Below are 18154 nucleotides of genomic sequence, written 5' to 3' on the forward strand. Positions count from 1 at the left end.
GGACTTTACCCCGCTTTTGATCCCGGAGGGCAGACCACCCCTGTGAAGTAGATTGCTCCTGTGAACGTGCCCCTCGTGCCCTTCGGAAAGCCGCGCGGCGAACGCGCCGACGCCGCACGCAACCGCGAACGCCTCCTCGAGACCGCCCGCGCGATGATCGCCGAACACGGCACGGAGAACGTCACCATGGACGCCCTCGCCGAACGCGCAGGGCTGGGAAAAGGAACCGTCTTCCGCCGATTCGGCACCCGCGCCGGCATCTTCCGCGCCCTCCTCGACGACAACGAAAGCCGATTCCAGCAACAGGTCCTCTCCGGCCCCCCGCCACTGGGCCCCGGCGCCGACCCCCGACAGCGCCTGATCGCCTTCGGCCGCGCCCGCATCCCCTTCCTCCTGGCCCACCACGCCATCGTCCGCGCCGCCATGGACCCCGGCCAGCCCGCCCCCGCGGGCGCCGCCGGCATAACCCGCCCCCACATCCGCATGCTGCTCGCCGAACTCCGCCTCCCCCACCTGCCGACACCCCACCTGGACGCCCTCGCCGTCCAACTCGCCGGCGCGCTGGAAGGCCCCCTGCTGCTCTACATGGCGCTCGACCACGCACCCCCGGGCGACGACCACCCCCTGGCCGAAAGCTGGACGGCCCTCATCGAACGCGTCACCCACCACTGCCACGCGACCCCCCGGGACCCGCACACCGCGACGCCCTAGCCGCCCGCCCCCCGGGCGCTCCGCGCCGCCCCCGACTCCGCCACCGCCACCGCTGTTCAGCGCAACCCCCGCCTTCGGCCACGTACCGCCGCTGGTTCCGCTGATGCAGGCGGCGACCGACGCAGGCCGCCACGACGTCGCTGTGCTGTCCAGCGCCGGGTACCGGGGCCACGGTCAGCGAAGAGCTCCCCCCGAGGTCCGATACCTCGACGCGGGCGCGATGCCAGACGAATTCTCCGAAGAGGCGGCCCGCCGCACCGGCGCCGACGCCTTCCACCCCACGCCTCCGATCATCGGCGAGATCTTCGGCGGCGCCCGCGTCGACCCCGGCATCGATGACAGCCTCCACCAGGCCGCCGCCTGGGGTGCCGACCTAGTCGTCGAACCCTTCGACGCGCTCGGCCCCATTGTCGCCGCCCGGCTCGGCATCGCCTGGCACGGAGCCGGCATCGGCCCCGGCCCGCCGTCACCCGCAGGCGCTCACCGCGGGCCGCGCCCAGGACGACCCCCACCGCCAGTGACCGCGGCCGGTCCGCTCACCCCGCGCCGGGCGCGTCGTGGGACTCCGGGTCGCGCGCCAGCACGCCGCGGCCGCCGTCGACCGGGACCGTCGCACCGTTGATGAACCCGGCCTCCTCCGACAGCAGGAACGCCACCGCCCCCGCCACCTCCCGCACCGTTCCCACCCGGCCCACCGGGTGCAGCCGGCCCATCTCCTCCTCGACGGACGCCGCCTCGGCCGCCGAGCGCCCGGCCAGGAACGCCGCATAGCGCTCCGTGGCGATCGACCCCAGCGCCACCGCGTTCACCCGCACCCCGCGCGCCCCGTACTCCACCGCCAGCGCCCGCGTCAGGCCCTCGATGCCCGCCTTCGCCGTCACATAGGGCACACACCCCGGAACCGCCCGCTGCGCCTGATGCGACGACACGTTCACCACCGCGCCCGTCCCGCCCTGCTCCAGGAACCGCCGCACCGCCACCGCGCACCCCGCCACCGCCGGCGCGAGGTTCAACCCGATCAGTTCCAGCACCTCACGCGCCGATGACGAATGCACCGACGCATCCCGGAAGACCGCAGCGTTGTTGACCCACCCCGCCAGCGGCCCCCGCTCCCCCGCACGATCGGCCGCCCGCTCCGCCACCGCCTCGTCCCCGGCGTCCCCCACCACACCCGCCAGCCGCTCCCGCGCCGGATGCCCGCCCATCCACTCCAGCGCCGCACCGTCCATCTCCACCGCCACCACATGGGCGCCGTCACCCGCCAGCCGCTCCACGACCGCCCGTCCCACACCCCGGCCCCCACCGGTCACCACATACGACCGCTCCACAACGCACCCCCGCCGTCCCGCACCGGCCCCGCACCACACGCGGCCCACCCATTCTCAGATGAGACCGGCCACCGCATCACCACGGCCCCCACCACAACGGCCGTCCCGGGCACCGTGGGACCCCGGACGTCGGGAAAATCCCTCCTTAGCTGGGTGAAGATCGATATCGCAAGATATGAGTCATGCTTCCGTCATGACCGGAATGCCGCATTCACCCGTCTGACCTGCGCGGTTACCGTCCGGAGTATGAGCACATTCACCTGTCGGATACGCAGGGTCGCGGCGACGCTGGCGGCCGTCATCGTCCTGGCCGCAGGGGCCTACCTGGTGCTGTCCCGATCGATGAACGCGGAGGCACCCGAACCCGAACGCGCGGCCGCACGGCCCGACCCGCCGTGCGACGTGCACATCGGCACGGGCGAGGACGGCGCGTCGGTGGGACTGTCGGTGGAGGACGCCCGGCGGGCGACCACGGCCGTAGTGCTGGAGGCCGTGGGCGCCAAGGCGCCCAGCACCTACGGGATCGACCCCGCGGTGCTGGAGCGGCTGCGCGAAGGGCCGCCCGACGACGCGGGCCCCAGCCTCACCTGCCGCGCCGCCACCACCGACGACCTGCTGTCGGAGGACTTCACCGCCAGCGGCCTGACACCGCGCGCCCAGGCCGTACTCACGGCCGTGACCGAGACCTTCGGCGAGCAGAGCGTGGGCGGGTTCCAGCCCGGCGGCCTCACGTCGGGCCACGGCATCGACTCCGCCCACTACCTGGGAGCGGCCGTCGACTTCTTCTTCCGGCCCATCAGCGAGGAGAACCGGCGCTCGGGGTGGCTCCTGGCGCACTGGCTGGTCGCCCACGCCGAGGAGTTCCACGTCGCCAACGTCATCTTCGACGACCGCATTTGGAGCATCAGCGACTCCCAGGGCGGATGGGCGAGCTACCAGCCGCCGCCCATCGGCGACCCCGACAACGAGATCCTGCGCCATGTCGACCACGTCCACGTGGACGTCCAGATCGGCGAGAAGGCGGACCCGTGATGAGTGCGGCGTAGCCGCTCCATTTCGTGTCTTCGCTGTTGCAAAGGCGGTGGACTTTCCGATACCACCACCTGTACAAAGTAGATTTTTGTAAATTGCCGTAGTCGAGGGTAGAGGAGGATGGCTACAGGATTTGGCGGTAAGGAGCTGCCCCGGGCCGCGGTTCGGTGACGGCGGGATTCCGGGCAGCTCAGGACCCCTACGGTCCATCCCATGCCTCATGAATTCCTCTCCGATGAGCAGATCGCCCGCTACGGCCCCTTCCCCGCTGAGGTGTCCGCCGACGAGCCGGAGCAGTTCTTCCGCCTCGACAGCCAGGCCCGCGACATGGTGGCGGTCACTGGACCCGGCAGGTGCCCGGGGACGACGGCGGGGCGGCCGAGTGGCGGGCGCTACCGCACCGTGCAGGGCTTCATCGAGCTGCTGTGCGCCGGCCTCGAAGGTCCGTCGGCGCTGGTCACGTCCTGGGAGGTGCCCCTGCGCCGCATCCGGATCCGGCGCCGCCCAGGGGGGACGGCGCACCGTCCCCTGCCAGAATCGACGTCCCACGTCGTGAGATCCAACTTGTGATGCGGGACACCGCGTGGTTAATGTCTGAGACCGCTTCACACGGCACGACATCCACCAGCTGAGATGCAAAACGTTTTGTCGTGGGGCACCGGTTTTGGACGAGTCGAGGAGTCACGCATGCGGTCCGCCACCCCCGCCGCCCGCCGCGGCCTGGCCGTGCTGTGCGCAACGCTCGCCGTGGCCCTTGCCGCGACGGCGTGCATCGGGCGCACCAGCAGCACCACCACCGACGACGGGGCCCGGATCATCCGGTTCCTGCACTCCCAGCCCGCCGGGACCTTCGCCGACGCGATCGAGCTGTTCGAGGCCGAACACCCCGACGTGCACATCGAGGAGCAGCCGGTGCCCTTCGACGACCTCAACGCCCAGGTCCAGGCGCGGGTGGGGGCGCAGGACACGTCGGTCGACGTCTTCGCCGCCGACCCGCCGCGGGTTCCCGCCCAGGCCGAGCGCGGGTTCCTGGTCGACGTCAGCGACGACTCCGAGGCCATCCGCGAAGCCGTGGTCGGGCCCGCCATGGACTCCGTCAGCTGGGACGGCAGGGTCTGGGCCTACCCGCTGTGGACCTCCAGCTCCTTCCTCTTCTACAACCGCGACCTGCTGGACGCGGCCGGCATCGACGAGCCCGGCGCCGCCCCTGACGACCGCCTGACCTGGGAGGAGGTCGCCGACCAGGGACGCGAAGCGCAGGACGCCGGAGCCCGCTACGGGCTCGGCTTCGACCAGGTGGACCGCTACTTCCAGCTCCAGCCCCTGCTCGCCTCCGCCGGGGCGGGCGACGGCCTGGCGGGCGAGGGCGCTCTGCACCCCGACGTGGCCGGACCGCAGTGGCGGGAGGTCATGGACTGGTACGCGGGCCTGCACTCCTCGCGCCTGTCGCCGCGCGGGATCGACCCCCAGCAGATGCCCGACGTGTTCACCTCGGGCCAGCTCGCCTACTTCGTCGGCGGGCCCGGCCGCATCGGCCCGTTCCTGGAGGCCGAAGGGCTCGACTTCGGCATCGCCCCGCACCCCTACTTCGCGGGCGGCGAGGCGGTGACCCCCACGGACTCCTGGGCGGTCGGGGTCAGCGCCTACAGCGCCCACCCCGACGACGCCCGCGCCTTCGCCCGGTTCCTGTCGCTGGACTCCGCCGGCGCGCTGGCCACCACGGGGCAGATGACGCTCCCACCGGCCAACGCCGTCGCCTACGACGACTACATCGAGCGGACGCTCGACAGCGGGGGCGACTCCGTCGCCGGGTTCGACGAACTGCTCGCCTACGAGCTGGAGACGACCGCCCGGCACCGGCCCCGCAGCGTCGGCTACGTCGACTTCGAGACGACGATCAACAAGGCGTTCTCCGACATCCGCAACGGCTCCGATGTCGCGGAATCCCTCAGCGGCGCCGACGAGCAGCTCGACAACCTGCTCCAGCGCTACCGCGACATGAACTGACCCTGCCCGGCCCGCCCGGCCGGCGAGTGGAAGCCGAGGAGACATGACACTCACCGCACCCGCACAGCCCCGTAAGGACGGGGCTCCCCCCGACCGGGGCCGGCGGACGCTCGGCGCGTCCGCGCGGCGCTCGATGTGGGCGACCGCGGCGGCCATGCTGCTGCCCGCCGTCATCGCCCTGGCCCTGCTGCGGCTGTGGCCCTCGATCAGCGCGATCGCGGCGTCCCTGCGCCCGGAGGACGGGCGCCCCGTCTGGTACACCTTCGAGCGCCTGTTCGCCGATCCCACCTTCATCGGCTCGCTCAAGGTCACCCTGCTGTTCGGCGTCATCATCAACCCGTTGCAGATCGCCCTGGCCCTGTGGCTGGCGGTCACCCTCAGCAAGCGGGTCCCCGCCGCCGGCCTGTGGCGCACGCTCATCCTGCTGCCCGTCGCGGTCCCCCAGACCGTCTCGGCCATCGTGTGGTCGGTGGCGTTCCGCCCCGAGGGCCCGCTCAACGGTGTGGCCAACGCCCTGGGCCTGCCGAGCATCCCGTTCCTGACCAGCCCGGACACGGCAATGTTCTCGATCATCGTCGTGTGCAGCTGGGTGGGGGTCGGCTACTGGATGACGTTCCTGGTCGCCGGGGTCAAGGACATCCCCCGGAGCCTCTACGAGGCCGCCGCCATCGACGGCGCGGGCGCGTGGAACACCTTCCGCCACATCACCCTGCCCGGGCTGCGGCGCCCCCTGATGTTCGTCCTGGTCGCCGACACCGTGTCGAACTTCCTCGTCTTCGCCCCCGTGCAGATCCTGACCCAGGGCGGCCCCGAGGGCTCCACCGATCTGATCATGAACCAGGTGTTCGAACGCGCCTACGTCACGGGCGACACCGCCACCGCGTCGGCGGGGACCGTGGTACTCATCGCGATCGTGCTGGCGGTCGTGGTGGTGCAGTTCCGCCTGCTGCCCGGGAAGGACTGACGACATGGCCGCCCACACCGGCGAAGCCGAGATCCGCGCCGGACGGCGCGCCCTGTGGATCGCGATCCCCGCGGCGCTGCTGTCGGTCCTGCCCCTGCTGTGGGCGCTCAGCGCGGCGCTGCGGCCCGGCGAGGAGATCTTCGCCCACCTCTACCCGCTGTCCTGGCACACGCTCATCCCCGAGACCGTCACCTTCGACAACTTCACCGCCCTGCTCGGCGGGGAGTTCCGCTGGGCGATGATCAACTCGGTGATCGTGGCGTTCTGCACCGTCGTGCTCGGCACGTTCCTGTCGGCCACCGCCGCCTTCGCCCTGGCCGTGCTGAAGTTCCCCGGCCGCTCGGCCCTGTTCTCCGTGCTGGTGCTGAGCTTCCTCATCCCGTTCGAGGCCATCGCCATCCCGCTGGCCACGACGTTTCGCGCGATGGACATGCAGAACACCTACCTCGGCCTGGTGCTGCCCGGGATCGGCAACGGGCTGGCGATCTTCCTGCTCCGCCAGTTCTTCCTCAACATCCCGCCCTCACTGGCCGAGGCGGCGCGCATCGACGGGCTGTCGTGGTGGGGGGTGTTCCGCCACATCTACCTGCCGCTGTCGCGCCCGTCGCTGGTCGGCGCCGGGCTGGTGGTGTTCGTGTTCCAGTGGCAGTCGTTCCTGTGGCCGCTGCTCATCGCCCCCGACCCGGCGATGAAGGTGGCGCCCGTGGCCATCGCCGACTTCGCCGGGGAACTGGGCGTGGACTACGGGCAGATGTTCGCCGGATCCGTCCTGGCCGCCGGCGTCCCCCTGCTGATCCTGCTGGTCTTCCAGCGCCAATTCACCGCGTCGCTGGCGTCCACCGGCGGCAAAGAGTAGACGAGAGGGCACACCGTACCCATGCGCGTCATCATCGACTGCGACCCCGGAAACACGATCCCGGCCTCCGACATCGACGACGGGCTGGCGCTCGGGCTCGCGCTCGCCGCCCCCTCCATCACCCTGGAGGCCGTCACCGTCGTCGCCGGCAACACCCCGCGCGACGTGGGCGTCGCGGTCGCACGCGACCTCCTGGACCGCGCCGGCGCCCGCGACGTCCCGGTCCTGCCCGGCGCCGCCGCCCCGCTCGTGGAGGACCCCGCCCCCTGGCGGGCCGACCTCGACGGCCGGCACGACACCGAGGCGGCGCGCGAGCTGTGGAAGGGCATCGCCGCGATCCCGCCCGCCGACGGCGGCCCGCCCGTCGCCGCCCAGGAGATCGTCCGCAGGGTCGCGGCGTCGCCCGGGGAGGTGCACCTGGTGGCGGTGGGCCCGCTGACCAACGTCGCCCACGCCCTGCGGCTGCGCCCGCAGCTGGCGGGGGAGCTGGCGTCGCTGACCATCATGGGCGGCGCGTTCGCCGTGCCCGACATGTTCCAGGAGCTCAACTTCGGCTACGACCCCGAAGCCGCTCAGGCCGTGCTGACCAGCGGCGCGCCGATCACCCTCGTGCCCTTCGACGTCACCCGCCTGACGTCGTTCACCCTCGCCGACGTCGACAGCCTCAGCGGCGCCGGCCCGCTGGCCGACCACCTCGCCGCGACCACGCGCCCGTGGGTACGGTGGGTCTCCCAAGCGCGCGGCCTGCCCGGATGCCACCTGCACGACCCGCTCGCCGTCGCCGTGCTCCTGGATCCCGGCCTGGCCACCCGCCGCCGCGTGCGGGTCGGCGTCGAACTCCGCGGCACCCTGACCCGCGCCCGCCCGATCGCCTGGGACCCCGGCGGCCGCACCGCCCGTGCGACCGGCCTGACCATCCCCGACATCCCGCCCATCGACGTCCTCGACACCGTCGACAACGCCCGGCTCGTCGCCTGCCTCGTGGACACCCTCACCGCGCCCGCGGGCGCCTGACGCACCCGGGCGCCGTCACGGCTCCCCCGCCGGGCCCGCCGGGCTGGCGACCGCGTCGCCGATCAGCGGCTGAAGCTGCTCGGCGACCCGGTCGAGGGGCCGCGTGCTGCGCGTGGCGCGGCACATCACCACGGCCCCCTCGACCGCGGCGACGACGAGCGTCGCGAGCTGTTCGGCCTGTTCGGCCCCCGTACCGTGCTCCCGCAGCGAGGCGGCCAGCAGGTCCTCCCATGCGCCGAATGCCTTGGCGGCCGCTTCCAGGGCTGCGGGGACCTCCCCGTCCGGGGGCTCCTCGACGGACACGGCCAGAACGGGGCAGCCGAGCCGGAAATCGCCGCCGACGAGCATCGCGCGCCACAGGGCGAGGAACGCGCGCAGCCCCGCGGCCGGACCCGCCCGCAGCTCGGCGCGCAGGCTCCGCGCAACGGCCCCGCCGGCGTAGCGGACGGCCTCCGCGGCCAGCTGCCCCTTGCCGCCGGGGAAGTAGTGGTAGGTGGAACCGAGCGGCGCCCTGGCGTGCCGGGCGGTCTCGCGGATGCTCGCGGCGTTCAGGCCGCGCCGCCCGATCATCTCGGCCGCCCCGGCCACGATCCGCTCGCGCGCCCGCGGATTGTCCTCGGCCACGTGTACGACCCCCTCCCGACCGGCCGTGACGACCGCCATAGTCTACGGAGCGCGCCGCGTCGCACCGGTCCCCGAACCGGCCGGCGCCACCCCGGGCGCACACGTCCGCCCCGTACCGGGCCGGGCTAGTCGCCACCCGGTTCGACGGCCGCGAGCGGTGCGCGCCGGAGCACGACCTTGGTGGAGCGGGCGGCGTAGGCGGTCGGGGCCTGCTCCCAGTCGGCGGTGAGCGTGATGGCCCGCTCCGCCGGGAAGCCCGTGCGGGCGACGAAGTCCAGCAGCTCGGGCAGCACCGCCCGGGGGTGGGAGACGCCCAGGCGCAGCGTGGCGTCGGTGGCGTACATCCGCATCAGCGGCACCCGCGTGGCCGGGGCCACGTAGTAGCCCACGGCGGTGCACACCCCGCCCGGGGCCAGGGCACGGACGGCCCGGGCCAGGCCGAAGGTGCGGGAGGTCGCCTCCACCGCGATGTCGTAGCCCCCGCTGCGCGGCCGGGTGCCCGGCGCGGTGAGCGGGCGGGCCCGGGCCCCGAAGGATTCGGCGATCTCGCGGCGCCGGGGGTTGTCGTCGAGGTAGTCGACCTCGGCCGCCCCGAGGGCCGCGGCGAGCCCGGCGGCGTAGAGGCCGATGCTCTTGGCGCCGCCGCCCAGGACCAGCACCGTGCCGCCCGGCCGTTCGGCCAGGGGGCCGGCCACGGTGCGCCAGGCGTCGGCGAGGTTGTCGCTCGCCGCGGCCACCCGCAGCGAGGGGACGCCGTCGGGAACGCCCACGAGCATGTGGTCGGCGAAGGGCACGCGGAAGGTGTCGGTGACCATGCCGCCCCAGGCTCCGCTGGCGGGGCCGAATCCGAAGGCGGCCAGGGTGGAGCGGGCGGTGGTGGTGCACTTGGAGGTCAGCCCGCGGCGGCACCGCTCGCAGGTGCCGCAGGAGACCGACCAGGGCACCACGACCCGGTCCCCGGGGCGCACACCCCGCACGTCCTCGCCCACGTGCAGGACCTCGGCCACGCACTCGTGGCCGATCGCGAAGGGCCCCCGGAAGGGCACCTTGCCGCAGATGCTGCCCACCACCGGGTCCACCGCGCCCAGCGCCATCCCCGCCTGCATCGCGCGGGAGACGGGCCGGTGGAGCGGCAGCGTGTCGCCGTCGCAGCGCCCGGCGATGAACGGGCGCACGATCGCGTCGCCCGGATCCTGGAGCGCGGGCGCCGCGCGCTCACCCCACTCCAGGACACCGGAGCGCCGGAACAGCAGTTCGCGCACGGTACCGGGCCCGGCCGGCGCGGATACGGGGTGGTGGGACATGTGCGGCTCCTGCGATGGGGGGCGATGCGACCCCACCGATTATGACAGTCGTTATAAACGTCGTGGACACGGCACGGCCATTACCGCCGCCCGGCAGCCCCACGGGGCGTGAACTGAAATTCCAGATGCTAGAATCGGTGACCCATTGTCACCCCGCACGGGTGGGTGACCGCGAAGCGCCGACCCGGCACGGGGCGGCGGACGAGGGGAGCCGACGTGGCCGGTCCGGAGCGGGAGGCCGCTGCTGGGCTGGTCGTCGCCGACAAGTTCTCCGAGCAGGTGTACTGGCTGCTGCGCGGGCGCATCGTCCGGGGGGGCCTGCGACCCGATTCCCGGATCGACCTGCCCGCCCTGATGGCCGAGCTCGGGATCTCCAAGACCCCGCTACGCCAGGCGCTGGCCCGGCTGGAGCTCGACGGGCTCGTCACCACCCGGGCACGCTCGGGCACCTATGTGTCGACGCTGACCCTGAACGACATCCGCGAGGTCTGCGACGTGCGCCTGGGCATCGAGTGGGTGGCCACCCTGCGCGCCACGGGCGCCGTTCCCGCCGATGTACTCCAGGAGCTGCGGGCGGAGGTGGTCGCGGCCGAGGCCGCCGCCGGCTCCGGTGACTACGAGCCGTTCTTCGCCAGTGATACCCGCCTGCACACCACCATCATGGAGTACGCGGGCAACGAGCGGCTGCGGCGCGCACGGGCGGGCGTCGAGGGCTACATCGAGTGGATGCAGGTCGTCGGGGCCACGGGGGCGCACCGGATCCGGGGCGCCTCACAGCGACACCTCGCGATCCTCGACGCCATGATCGCCGGCGACGCCGAGCGCGCCCGCGACGAGGCCGCCGTCCATGTCGGCGAGGTCCGGGCGTGGACGCTGGAGGACTTCGCCGCGCTGTACGGCGAGACCTACCGCGGCCCCGCCACCGCCCCCGGCCGCGCCCTCCGCTGACGGTCGCAAGGGCGCCTCACCCCCGATCTCGTTTGTGTCACAGGACACATTCGACATTAACTGGAACTTCAGATCTGAAGTTCCAGATGTTACCCTGCCGCTACGCTGGACATTTCTCCGATGTTTCGTCCCGGTCACCCGACCGGGCGGAGAGGGTGGAACGGCCAATGACCCGACCGAGCCCCGCCACGCCGCGCGCGGCGCACACCGCGACCGGCGACGATCTGGTGCGCCTGCTCCCCCCCCCCCCCCCCCCCCGACTCGACTCCGGGACGGTCACCGCCGATCCCGGCATCCTCGCCGCCCACCGCGCCGACCACGCCACATTCACCCCCGCCGGGGAGCCCGCGGCCCTCGTTCGCGCACGCACGACGGCCGACGTCTCGGCCACGCTGCGGCTGGCCACCGAGCTGGGCGTCCCTGTCGTCCCGCAGGGCACGCGCACCGGCCTGACCGGCGGCGCCAACGCGGTCGACGGATGCATCCTGCTCAGCCTGGAGAAGATGGACCGCATCCTCGGCATCGACCCGGTGGAGCAGATCGGCACGGTGCAGCCCGGTGTCGTCAACGCCGTGTTCTCCCGCGAAGCGGCCGGCGCGGGGCTGTTCTACCCACCCGACCCCGCGTCGTGGGAGTCGTCCACGCTGGGCGGCAACATCGCCACCAACGCGGGCGGGTTCTGCTGCGTCAAGTACGGGGTCACCCGCGACTACGTCCGCGGGCTGGAGGTCGTCCGGGCCGATGGTGCCGTCATGCGCACCGGGCGGCGGACCGCCAAGGGCGTCGCCGGCTACGACCTCACCGGGCTGTTCGTGGGGTCGGAGGGCACCCTCGGGGTGATCACCGAGGCGACGCTGGCGCTGCGCCCCGCGACGGCGGAGCCGCTGACCGCGGTGGCGTTCTTCGCCACGGCGGTCGAGGCGTGCCGCCTCATCGTGGAGCTGATGGCGGGTGAGCCGCGCCTGTCGATGGTGGAGCTCATGGACGCCCCCTCCATCGAGGCGGTGCGCGCGTTCCGCGACCCCGGGTTCCCGCCCGGCATCGGCGCGGCGCTGCTCGTGCAGTCGGACTCCGCCGAGGCGGCCGCCGACCTGTCGGCGTTCGCCGCCCTGTGCGGGCGCCACGGCGCGGAGGTCATCACGGCCGGCGACCGGGAGGAATCGCGCATGCTGCTGGAGGCCCGGCGCATGGTCGGCCCCGCGGTCGAAAGCCTCGGCACCATCCTCCCCGACGACGTGTGCGTCCCGCGGCGGGCCCTGCCCGATCTGCTCGCCGCGGTCGGCGCCATCGCCGACCGCACCGGCCTGACCATCACCTGCGCCGGTCACGCCGGCGACGGCAACATGCACCCCACCATCATCTTCGACGCGGGCGACCCCGGCCAGACCGCCCTCGCCCAGCAGGCGTTCGACGACATCATGCGGCTGGGGCTGGACCTCGGCGGCACGGTGACCGGCGAGCACGGGGTCGGCCTGCTCAAGCGCGGCTGGCTGCGCACGGAGCTGGACCCCGTGGCGGCCGCCACCCACGACGCGGTCAAACGCGCCCTCGACCCCCTGGGGATCCTCAACCCCGGAAAGGTCATCGCCACCCCCGAAGGGGACTGACCCGGCAGGGGTCGCACCGGGCAGGCGACCGCCGCGCTCCGGGCACCCGCACGCCCCGCCCGTCCAAACCGTGAAGAGGCAAGATGAGCACGCCCGCCACCCCCGCACCCGATGCCGCACGCAGCCATCGCCTGCCCAGCCGACACCTCCCCGAGGCCCCTTACCGGGACCTGCCCGAGCCGCGCCGGCTGAGGTCCATGCTGGGCCCCGGCGTCATCCTGGCCGCGGCCGCCCTGGGGTCGGGCGAGTACATCATGTGGCCGCTGATCACGTCGCAGTTCGGGCTCGTCCTGCTGTGGACGGCGCTGCTGAGCATCGCCACGCAGTTCTACCTGCACATGGAGATGGAGCGGTACACCATCGCCACCGGCGAGACGGTGCTGACCGGCTACTCCCGGATGTGGAAGCCGCTCGGCCCCATCATCGCCATCGCCGTCCTGGCCGCGCACATCTGGCCCGGCTGGGCCACCGGGTCGGCCGTGCTGCTGACCTACATCTTCGGGGGCGGCAACGCGCCGGTGATCGCGGTCCTCGGCCTCATCGCGACGGGCATCGCGCTGACCCTCTCCCCCGTCGTGTACAAGACCGTCGAAAAGCTCCAGATCCTCATGGTCGCCGGGCTGCTGGTGTTCATGGCCGTGGCGATGGCCGTGGCCACGACCGCGTCGGACTGGGTCGCCCTGGCGGAGGGGTTCGGCCACGCCGGCCGCTTCCCCGAAGGCATCGAGCTGGCGATGCTGCTGAGCGCCGTCGTGTACGCGGGGGGCGGGGCGGGCGATGTCGCCCTGTCCAACTGGGTCCGGGACAAGGGCTTCGGCATGGGCTCCTACGTTCCGCGCGTCGTGTCCCCCTTCACCGGGCAGGTGGAGGCGCGCGCCTCCACCGGGTACCTCTTCCCGCAGGACGAGGCGAACCTGCGCCGGTGGCGCGGGTGGTGGCGGGTCGCCAACACCGAGCACCTGATCACCTTCGCCGCCATATCCACAGCGGCGATCATCAGCCTGTCGATGCTCTCCTACGCCACCGTGTTCGGCCGCGACCTGGGCGCCGACCTGGACTTCGTGCGGGCCCAGGGAGAGGTGCTCTCCACCACCATCGCACCGTGGTTCGGGCTGTTCTTCTGGGCCGCTGGCGTGCTGTTCCTGTTCAGCACCACCCTCGGCGTCCTGGACATCGTCGGGCGCACGACGGCCGACACGATGAAGAACACCTACCTGCGCGACCACGGATATTGGAGCGAGAGCAGGATCTACGCGGTGCTCATCTGGAGCATGATCGTCACCGGGTCGGCCATCCTGCTCGCCGGGTTCGACCAGCCGCTCGGCCTGCTCGTGGTCTCGGCCTGCATCCAGGCGGTCGTCGTCACGGCCAACGCGGCCCTGCTGATCGTGCTGAACCGCCGGGTGCTGCCCGCAGCGATCCGGCTGCGCGGGTACCGCCTGCCGATCATGGTGTGGGCCGTGCTGTTCTTCGGGGCGTTCACCCTGATCACCCTCGTCACGCAGGTCAGCGGCCTGCTGGGCGGGTGATGGAGGTGGTGTACCGCATCTGGCTGCGGCTGCTCACGGCTTTGGTGGTCTGGGCGGCGCTGATCGGCGCGGCCATGGCCGCGGGCCTGCTGTAGGCGGGGCCGAGGCCGAGCGGCGGTGGGGTCGCCCCCGGGACTCCGGGGCGACCCCACCGCCGTGCGGCACCTGGACGGGCCGTCCGGGGCGATCCCCCACACGCGAGAGACCGCCGGGCGCCCCTCTTCGGGCGCCCGGCGGTCTCCGCCGGGTTCAGCGCCGCTGTGCGTCGGTGGCTGCGAACGCCTGAAGCGTGCGCAGCCACACCGTCGCCCCGGCATCGGGCACCCCCGCACCGCGGTCGCCGGTCCAGGCCGCCCGACCCCGCCGCGGCACCATGTGGGCCGTCGCCGCGGTCGCCTCCTCGGCGGCGGCGACCATCGCCGGTAGCGGCGCGGCGGGGCCGCCGCCCTGCCTCTCCAGGACCTCGACACTGGGCAGCAGCGCGTCGACGACGGTCCGCTCGCCAGGCGCCGCGCCGCCACGCTCCATGATCACCGCCAGCGCCGACCGCAGCGCGGCGGCGGCCGCCCCGCGGTCGGCGTCCGGTACATCGGCGAGGGTGCGGGCCGCCGCGAGCAGCCCGGCACCGCCCAGCGCCGCGAACGACGACGGGTTGCCGGCCGCGAACGCCTTGCCGGCCGTCCGGCACACCACGGCGATCGGCGTCCCCTCGGCGAGCCCGCGCAGCGCGGCGTCCACCGCGGCGGTTCCCGACCGCAGCGTGATGCCCAGGTCGCCGTCGCCCGCGGCGGAGTCCAGCTCGGTGAACTCCTCGACGTGCCCGGCCACACCGGGCAGCGCCGCCAGGACCCACGCTCGGAAGCCGTCTCCGTTCACGGGCCCTCCCGGAAGAACGGCGACGAGGCGGGGGCGTCGAGCAGGCCGGCCAGTTCGTCGTCCAGCTTCAGCAGGCTCAGCGACGCGCCGGCCATCTCCATGCTCGTGGCGTACTCGCCGACCCAGGTGCGGTGGACGCCGACACCGAGATCGCCGAGGCGGGCGGCGACCCGCCGGAACAGGATGTACAGTTCCTCCCGCGAGGTCGCCCCCAGCCCGTTGACCAGGACGGCGACGCGGTCGCCGCGGGCCAGGTCCAGTTCCGGGGCCACGGTGTCGAGTAGCTGGTCGGCGACGGCGTCGGCCGGTTGCAGCGGGCCGCGCCGGATGCCGGGCTCGCCGTGGATGCCGATACCGATCTCCATCTCCCCCGGCTCAAGGGTGAACGTCGGGCGCCCCGTGGCGGGGATGATGGTGGGCGCCAGGCCCACGCCCGCGCTGCGCGTCGCCGCGTTGGTTCGGGCGGCGATGGCGGTCACCGCGTCGAGCGGGTCGCCGCGTTCGGCGGCGGCGCCCGCGCACTTGTAGCCGAAGAACAGGCCGGCGACGCCGCGGCGCTCGGCCGCGCGTTCGGGCGGGGCGGAGGCCGCGTCGTCGGTGAACCGGACGGTGCGGGTGGTGATGCCGTCGTCGGCGGCGAGGTCGCAGGCGAGGTCGAAGTTGAGCCGGTCGCCCGTGTAGTTGCCGTAGAGGCAGAGCACGCCCGCGCCGGAGTCCGCGGCGCGGACGGCGGCTTCGGCGGCATCGCCGGACTGGGCGGAGAAGACGTTGCCCACGGCGGCCGCCGTGGCCAGTCCGCGCCCCACGTAGCCGAGGAACACGGGCAAATGCCCCGAGCCGCCGCCGGTGACGATCCCGACCCGGCCGGGCACGGGCGCGTCGGCGCGGGCGAGGGCACGGCCGTCGCCCGAGACCGCGCGCAGGGCGCCGGGGTGGGCGGCGAGGATGCCGGCGAGGTACTCGTCGACGAAGTCGTCGGGCGCGTTGATCAATTTCCGCATGGGGTCCCCCGGGGTGGAAGCGGGCGGAGGGCCGGCGGGCCACCGCCCTGGGCGGGATGGGCGGTCACGCGGTCGTCGCCGGCTCGGCACTCAAGGGCTGCTCCTTGAGCAGGCCGGCCTTGCCGAGGGCGGCCGCGATGCGCCGGCTCTCCGCCGCCCCCACTGGGGTGACGGGGTGGCGGGGGATGCCGGGGGTGCGCCCCTGGAGCCGCAGCGCCTCCTTGATGAGCGCGGGCTGGTTGGGGCCCTCGACGCTGCGCCATACGGGCAGGATCTGCTCGTGCAGGGCGCGGGCGCGGTCGAGGTCACCCCGCTGGAACGCCTCCCACAGCTCCACGGAGAGGTGGGGCGTGATGGTGGGGATGGCGGCGAGCGCGCCTTGCGCGCCGAGCAGGAACGCGGGCAGGTGGAGGTCGTCCACGGCGGCGAGGATGGTGATCCTGTCGCGGAGGCGGTGCACGAGGTCGGCGAGCAGGTGCATGTCGCCGCCGCTCTGCTTGATCGCCACCACGTGCGGCAGGTCCGCGAGGCGTTCGGCGGTGTCGGCGCCGATGAGCGCCCAGGGGACGACGTTGTAGATGACCAGGGGCAGGTCGACGGCCTCGCCGATGCGGCGGTAGTACTCCACGGTGCCGTCGGCGCTGGGGGCCCACAGGTAGTGGACCGGTGTCACCTGGAGCGCGTCGACCCCCACGGCCTTGAGGGCGTGGCCGTAGCGGATGACCTGGGCGGTGGAGTTCTGGATGATCCCGGCGACCACGGGCGTGCGGCCCGCGACCTCCTGGACCACGATGTCGCAGATGCGCGCGCTCTCCTCGGCGGACAGCGTCTCGCCTTCGCCGGTCGTGCCGCACGCGCAGATGCCCGTGACGCCGGCGCCGAGGAGGTAGCGGACCTCCTCGCGGAGCGCGTCCTCGATGATCTCCCCGGCCGCGTCGAACGGTGTGACCACGGTCGCCACGATCCCGTGCAGGTCCGGTTGCTGCTGTGCTGCCGCCACTGGGCATCCCCTTCCGATCCCGTGCGCACCTCCCGATCCGGGCACGCCCGATGGCGACCATACTAACTTCTGGAACTTCAGATCTGAAGTTCCAGTTCAGAGTTCGTGGGCCCGCCCCGCAACGGCACCGTCACGCGCCGCCGTCAGGACGAGGACCCCCCCGCGCCAGTCACGCAGGCCGGCGGAGAGCGCCTCCCCGCGCGATCCTGTAGCCATCCTCCCCGATCCCCTGGTCCTCGGGAGACCGTGCGACGGCCCATACGAAGCGTGTCCGAATCCGTGGGCAACCCGTCATTGCCGCCACCCCGGACGCGCTCCGATACTGGCCGCATGGAGTCCAACGGCACGGCGCGCGAGGTGGTCATCGTCGTCTACGACGGCATCCAGCTCCTCGACCTGGCCGGGCCCGTCGACGTGTTCGACGCGGCCGGCCGGGTCACCGGCGGGGGCTACCGCGTGCGCCTCGCCTCCCCCGGCGGCGGCGACGTCACCACCACGTCGCGCATCCGGGTGGGCGTGGACGCCGACCTCGCGGCCGTCTCCACTCCCCCGCACACCCTGCTGGTGGTGGGCGGGTGGGGCTACACGACCGCCACCGCGGACGCCGTCCTGCTGCACCACCTGCGCCGGCTCGCGGCGGGGGCGCAGCGGGTCGCCTCCGTGTGCACCGGGGCCTTCGTCCTGGCGGCGGCGGGGCTGCTGGAGGGCCGCAGGGCGACCACCCACTGGTCCTACTGCGCACGGCTCGCCGAATCCCACCCCGGCGTGCGGGTCGACCCCGATGCCATCTTCGTGCGCGACGGGCCCGTGGTGACCGCCGCGGGGGTCAGCGCCGGAACCGACCTGGCGCTCGCCCTGGTCGAGGAGGACCACGGCGCCGACGTCGCACGCACGGCCGGCAAGTGGCTGGTGGTGTTCCTGCGCCGCCCCGGGGGCCAGTCGCAGTTCAGCGCGTGGACCCAGGCCCGGCGCGTCGGCAACGGGGCACTGCGCGCAGTGCTCGACCACATCGACGCCGCACCGGCCGACGACCTGTCGGTTCCCGCCCTGGCGCGGCGGGCGGCGATGAGCGAGCGGCACTTCGCCCGCCGGTTCACCCGCGAGGTGGGGGTGCCGCCCGGCCGCTATGTGGAGCGCGCCCGGGTCCAGGCGGCGCGCGCCCTGCTGGAGTCGGGCGCCGACGGCATCGAGGCGGTGGCGCGCGGGTGCGGGTTCGGCACCGCGGAGACGATGCGGCGCGCGTTCCTGCGCGAGCTCGGGGTGCCGCCCGGCGCCTACCGCGACCGGTTCCACTCCAGCGGCCGCCTCCCCTCCCCCGCGGTGGCCGGCGCCACCACCCGCCCCCCGACCTGA

17 protein-coding genes are annotated in these 18154 nt (G+C 73.5%); 11 read left to right on the forward strand and 6 right to left on the reverse strand.

Annotated features, from left to right (window positions below; all coding sequences use genetic code 11):
* The first annotated feature begins 60 nt into the window (after nt 1–60).
* Complete coding sequence (locus ACFO4E_RS10365; RefSeq protein ID WP_378573312.1) at nt 61–711, forward strand: TetR/AcrR family transcriptional regulator; 651 nt, start codon at nt 61–63, stop codon at nt 709–711.
* 536 nt (nt 712–1247) lie between these two features.
* Here the strand turns inward: ACFO4E_RS10365 and ACFO4E_RS10370 are convergent.
* Complete coding sequence (locus tag ACFO4E_RS10370) at nt 1248–2078, reverse strand: SDR family NAD(P)-dependent oxidoreductase (protein WP_378573449.1); 831 nt, start codon at nt 2076–2078, stop codon at nt 1248–1250.
* Between the two features lie 207 nt (nt 2079–2285).
* Here ACFO4E_RS10370 and ACFO4E_RS10375 point away from each other — a divergent pair, with 207 nt between their 5' ends.
* The 6 genes from ACFO4E_RS10375 (at nt 2286) to ACFO4E_RS10400 (ending at nt 7912) form a co-directional block, all read left to right on the forward strand.
* Nucleotides 2286–3071, forward strand: a complete 786-nt coding sequence (locus tag ACFO4E_RS10375) for a VldE C-terminal domain-containing protein (RefSeq protein ID WP_378573314.1) — start codon at nt 2286–2288, stop codon at nt 3069–3071.
* Between the two features lie 213 nt (nt 3072–3284).
* On the forward strand, nt 3285–3641 hold the full coding sequence (locus tag ACFO4E_RS10380; protein ID WP_378573316.1) for a hypothetical protein: 357 nt from the start codon (nt 3285–3287) through the stop codon (nt 3639–3641).
* Between the two features lie 117 nt (nt 3642–3758).
* On the forward strand, nt 3759–5078 hold the full coding sequence (locus ACFO4E_RS10385; RefSeq protein WP_378573317.1) for a sugar ABC transporter substrate-binding protein: 1320 nt from the start codon (nt 3759–3761) through the stop codon (nt 5076–5078).
* A 43-nt stretch (nt 5079–5121) separates the two neighbouring features.
* The gene (locus ACFO4E_RS10390) at nt 5122–6042 is read left to right on the forward strand and encodes a carbohydrate ABC transporter permease (RefSeq protein WP_378573320.1); all 921 of its coding nucleotides are present in this window, start codon (nt 5122–5124) and stop codon (nt 6040–6042) included.
* A gap of 4 nt (nt 6043–6046) precedes the next feature.
* Nucleotides 6047–6898 (forward strand): carbohydrate ABC transporter permease, encoded by an 852-nt coding sequence (locus ACFO4E_RS10395; protein WP_378573322.1) that lies wholly within the window; start codon nt 6047–6049, stop codon nt 6896–6898.
* Between the two features lie 21 nt (nt 6899–6919).
* Nucleotides 6920–7912: a nucleoside hydrolase gene (locus tag ACFO4E_RS10400; RefSeq protein WP_378573324.1), complete on the forward strand. Its 993-nt coding sequence runs from the start codon at nt 6920–6922 to the stop codon at nt 7910–7912.
* Nucleotides 7913–7927: 15 nt separating this feature from the next.
* On the opposite strand, the gene ACFO4E_RS10405 is transcribed toward ACFO4E_RS10400, so the two are convergent.
* Nucleotides 7928–8536, reverse strand: coding sequence for a TetR/AcrR family transcriptional regulator (locus ACFO4E_RS10405; protein ID WP_378573326.1), 609 nt, complete (start codon nt 8534–8536; stop codon nt 7928–7930).
* A 125-nt stretch (nt 8537–8661) separates the two neighbouring features.
* Nucleotides 8662–9840, reverse strand: coding sequence for an alcohol dehydrogenase catalytic domain-containing protein (locus tag ACFO4E_RS10410; protein ID WP_378573328.1), 1179 nt, complete (start codon nt 9838–9840; stop codon nt 8662–8664).
* Between the two features lie 216 nt (nt 9841–10056).
* Between ACFO4E_RS10410 and ACFO4E_RS10415 the strand changes: the two genes are divergently transcribed.
* The 3 genes from ACFO4E_RS10415 (at nt 10057) to ACFO4E_RS10425 (ending at nt 13924) form a co-directional block, all read left to right on the forward strand.
* Complete coding sequence (locus tag ACFO4E_RS10415) at nt 10057–10788, forward strand: GntR family transcriptional regulator (protein ID WP_378573330.1); 732 nt, start codon at nt 10057–10059, stop codon at nt 10786–10788.
* A 167-nt stretch (nt 10789–10955) separates the two neighbouring features.
* A complete protein-coding gene (locus ACFO4E_RS10420; protein ID WP_378573332.1) occupies nt 10956–12395 on the forward strand; it encodes an FAD-binding oxidoreductase in 1440 nt (479 codons plus the stop codon).
* An 83-nt stretch (nt 12396–12478) separates the two neighbouring features.
* Nucleotides 12479–13924 carry an Nramp family divalent metal transporter gene (locus ACFO4E_RS10425; protein ID WP_378573334.1) on the forward strand — a complete coding sequence of 482 codons (1446 nt, stop codon included), beginning with the start codon at nt 12479–12481 and terminating at the stop codon, nt 13922–13924.
* A 249-nt stretch (nt 13925–14173) separates the two neighbouring features.
* On the opposite strand, the gene ACFO4E_RS10430 is transcribed toward ACFO4E_RS10425, so the two are convergent.
* The 3 genes from ACFO4E_RS10430 to ACFO4E_RS10440 all read right to left on the reverse strand — a co-directional run bounded on the left by ACFO4E_RS10430 (nt 14174) and on the right by ACFO4E_RS10440 (nt 16801).
* Nucleotides 14174–14800, reverse strand: a complete 627-nt coding sequence (locus ACFO4E_RS10430) for a DAK2 domain-containing protein (RefSeq protein ID WP_378573336.1) — start codon at nt 14798–14800, stop codon at nt 14174–14176.
* Entirely contained in the window at nt 14797–15801 is a 1005-nt protein-coding gene (locus ACFO4E_RS10435; protein WP_378573338.1) for a dihydroxyacetone kinase subunit DhaK, read from the reverse strand. Before ACFO4E_RS10435 ends, ACFO4E_RS10430 begins: the two co-directional genes overlap by 4 nt.
* A gap of 64 nt (nt 15802–15865) precedes the next feature.
* Nucleotides 15866–16801 (reverse strand): dihydrodipicolinate synthase family protein, encoded by a 936-nt coding sequence (locus ACFO4E_RS10440; RefSeq protein WP_378573340.1) that lies wholly within the window; start codon nt 16799–16801, stop codon nt 15866–15868.
* Between the two features lie 330 nt (nt 16802–17131).
* On the opposite strand from ACFO4E_RS10440, the gene ACFO4E_RS10445 reads away from it, so the two are divergent.
* Nucleotides 17132–18154: a GlxA family transcriptional regulator gene (locus tag ACFO4E_RS10445; protein ID WP_378573342.1), complete on the forward strand. Its 1023-nt coding sequence runs from the start codon at nt 17132–17134 to the stop codon at nt 18152–18154.

Source organism: Nocardiopsis mangrovi, from assembly GCF_042653925.1.
Lineage (GTDB): Bacteria > Actinomycetota > Actinomycetes > Streptosporangiales > Streptosporangiaceae > Nocardiopsis_B > Nocardiopsis_B mangrovi.

Excerpts from the sequence above, each read along its gene's own strand:
- ACFO4E_RS10375 (WP_378573314.1), top strand. The coding sequence starts at position 2,286 with ATGAGCACATTCACCTGTCGGATACGCAGGGTCGCGGCGACGCTGGCG.
- ACFO4E_RS10380 (WP_378573316.1), top strand. The coding sequence starts at position 3,285 with ATGCCTCATGAATTCCTCTCCGATGAGCAGATCGCCCGCTACGGCCCC.
- ACFO4E_RS10385 (WP_378573317.1), top strand. The coding sequence starts at position 3,759 with ATGCGGTCCGCCACCCCCGCCGCCCGCCGCGGCCTGGCCGTGCTGTGC.
- ACFO4E_RS10390 (WP_378573320.1), top strand. The coding sequence starts at position 5,122 with ATGACACTCACCGCACCCGCACAGCCCCGTAAGGACGGGGCTCCCCCC.
- ACFO4E_RS10395 (WP_378573322.1), top strand. The coding sequence starts at position 6,047 with ATGGCCGCCCACACCGGCGAAGCCGAGATCCGCGCCGGACGGCGCGCC.
- ACFO4E_RS10400 (WP_378573324.1), top strand. The coding sequence starts at position 6,920 with ATGCGCGTCATCATCGACTGCGACCCCGGAAACACGATCCCGGCCTCC.
- ACFO4E_RS10410 (WP_378573328.1), bottom strand. The coding sequence starts at position 9,840 with ATGTCCCACCACCCCGTATCCGCGCCGGCCGGGCCCGGTACCGTGCGC.
- ACFO4E_RS10420 (WP_378573332.1), top strand. The coding sequence starts at position 10,956 with ATGACCCGACCGAGCCCCGCCACGCCGCGCGCGGCGCACACCGCGACC.
- ACFO4E_RS10425 (WP_378573334.1), top strand. The coding sequence starts at position 12,479 with ATGAGCACGCCCGCCACCCCCGCACCCGATGCCGCACGCAGCCATCGC.
- ACFO4E_RS10435 (WP_378573338.1), bottom strand. The coding sequence starts at position 15,801 with ATGCGGAAATTGATCAACGCGCCCGACGACTTCGTCGACGAGTACCTC.
- ACFO4E_RS10445 (WP_378573342.1), top strand. The coding sequence starts at position 17,132 with ATGGAGTCCAACGGCACGGCGCGCGAGGTGGTCATCGTCGTCTACGAC.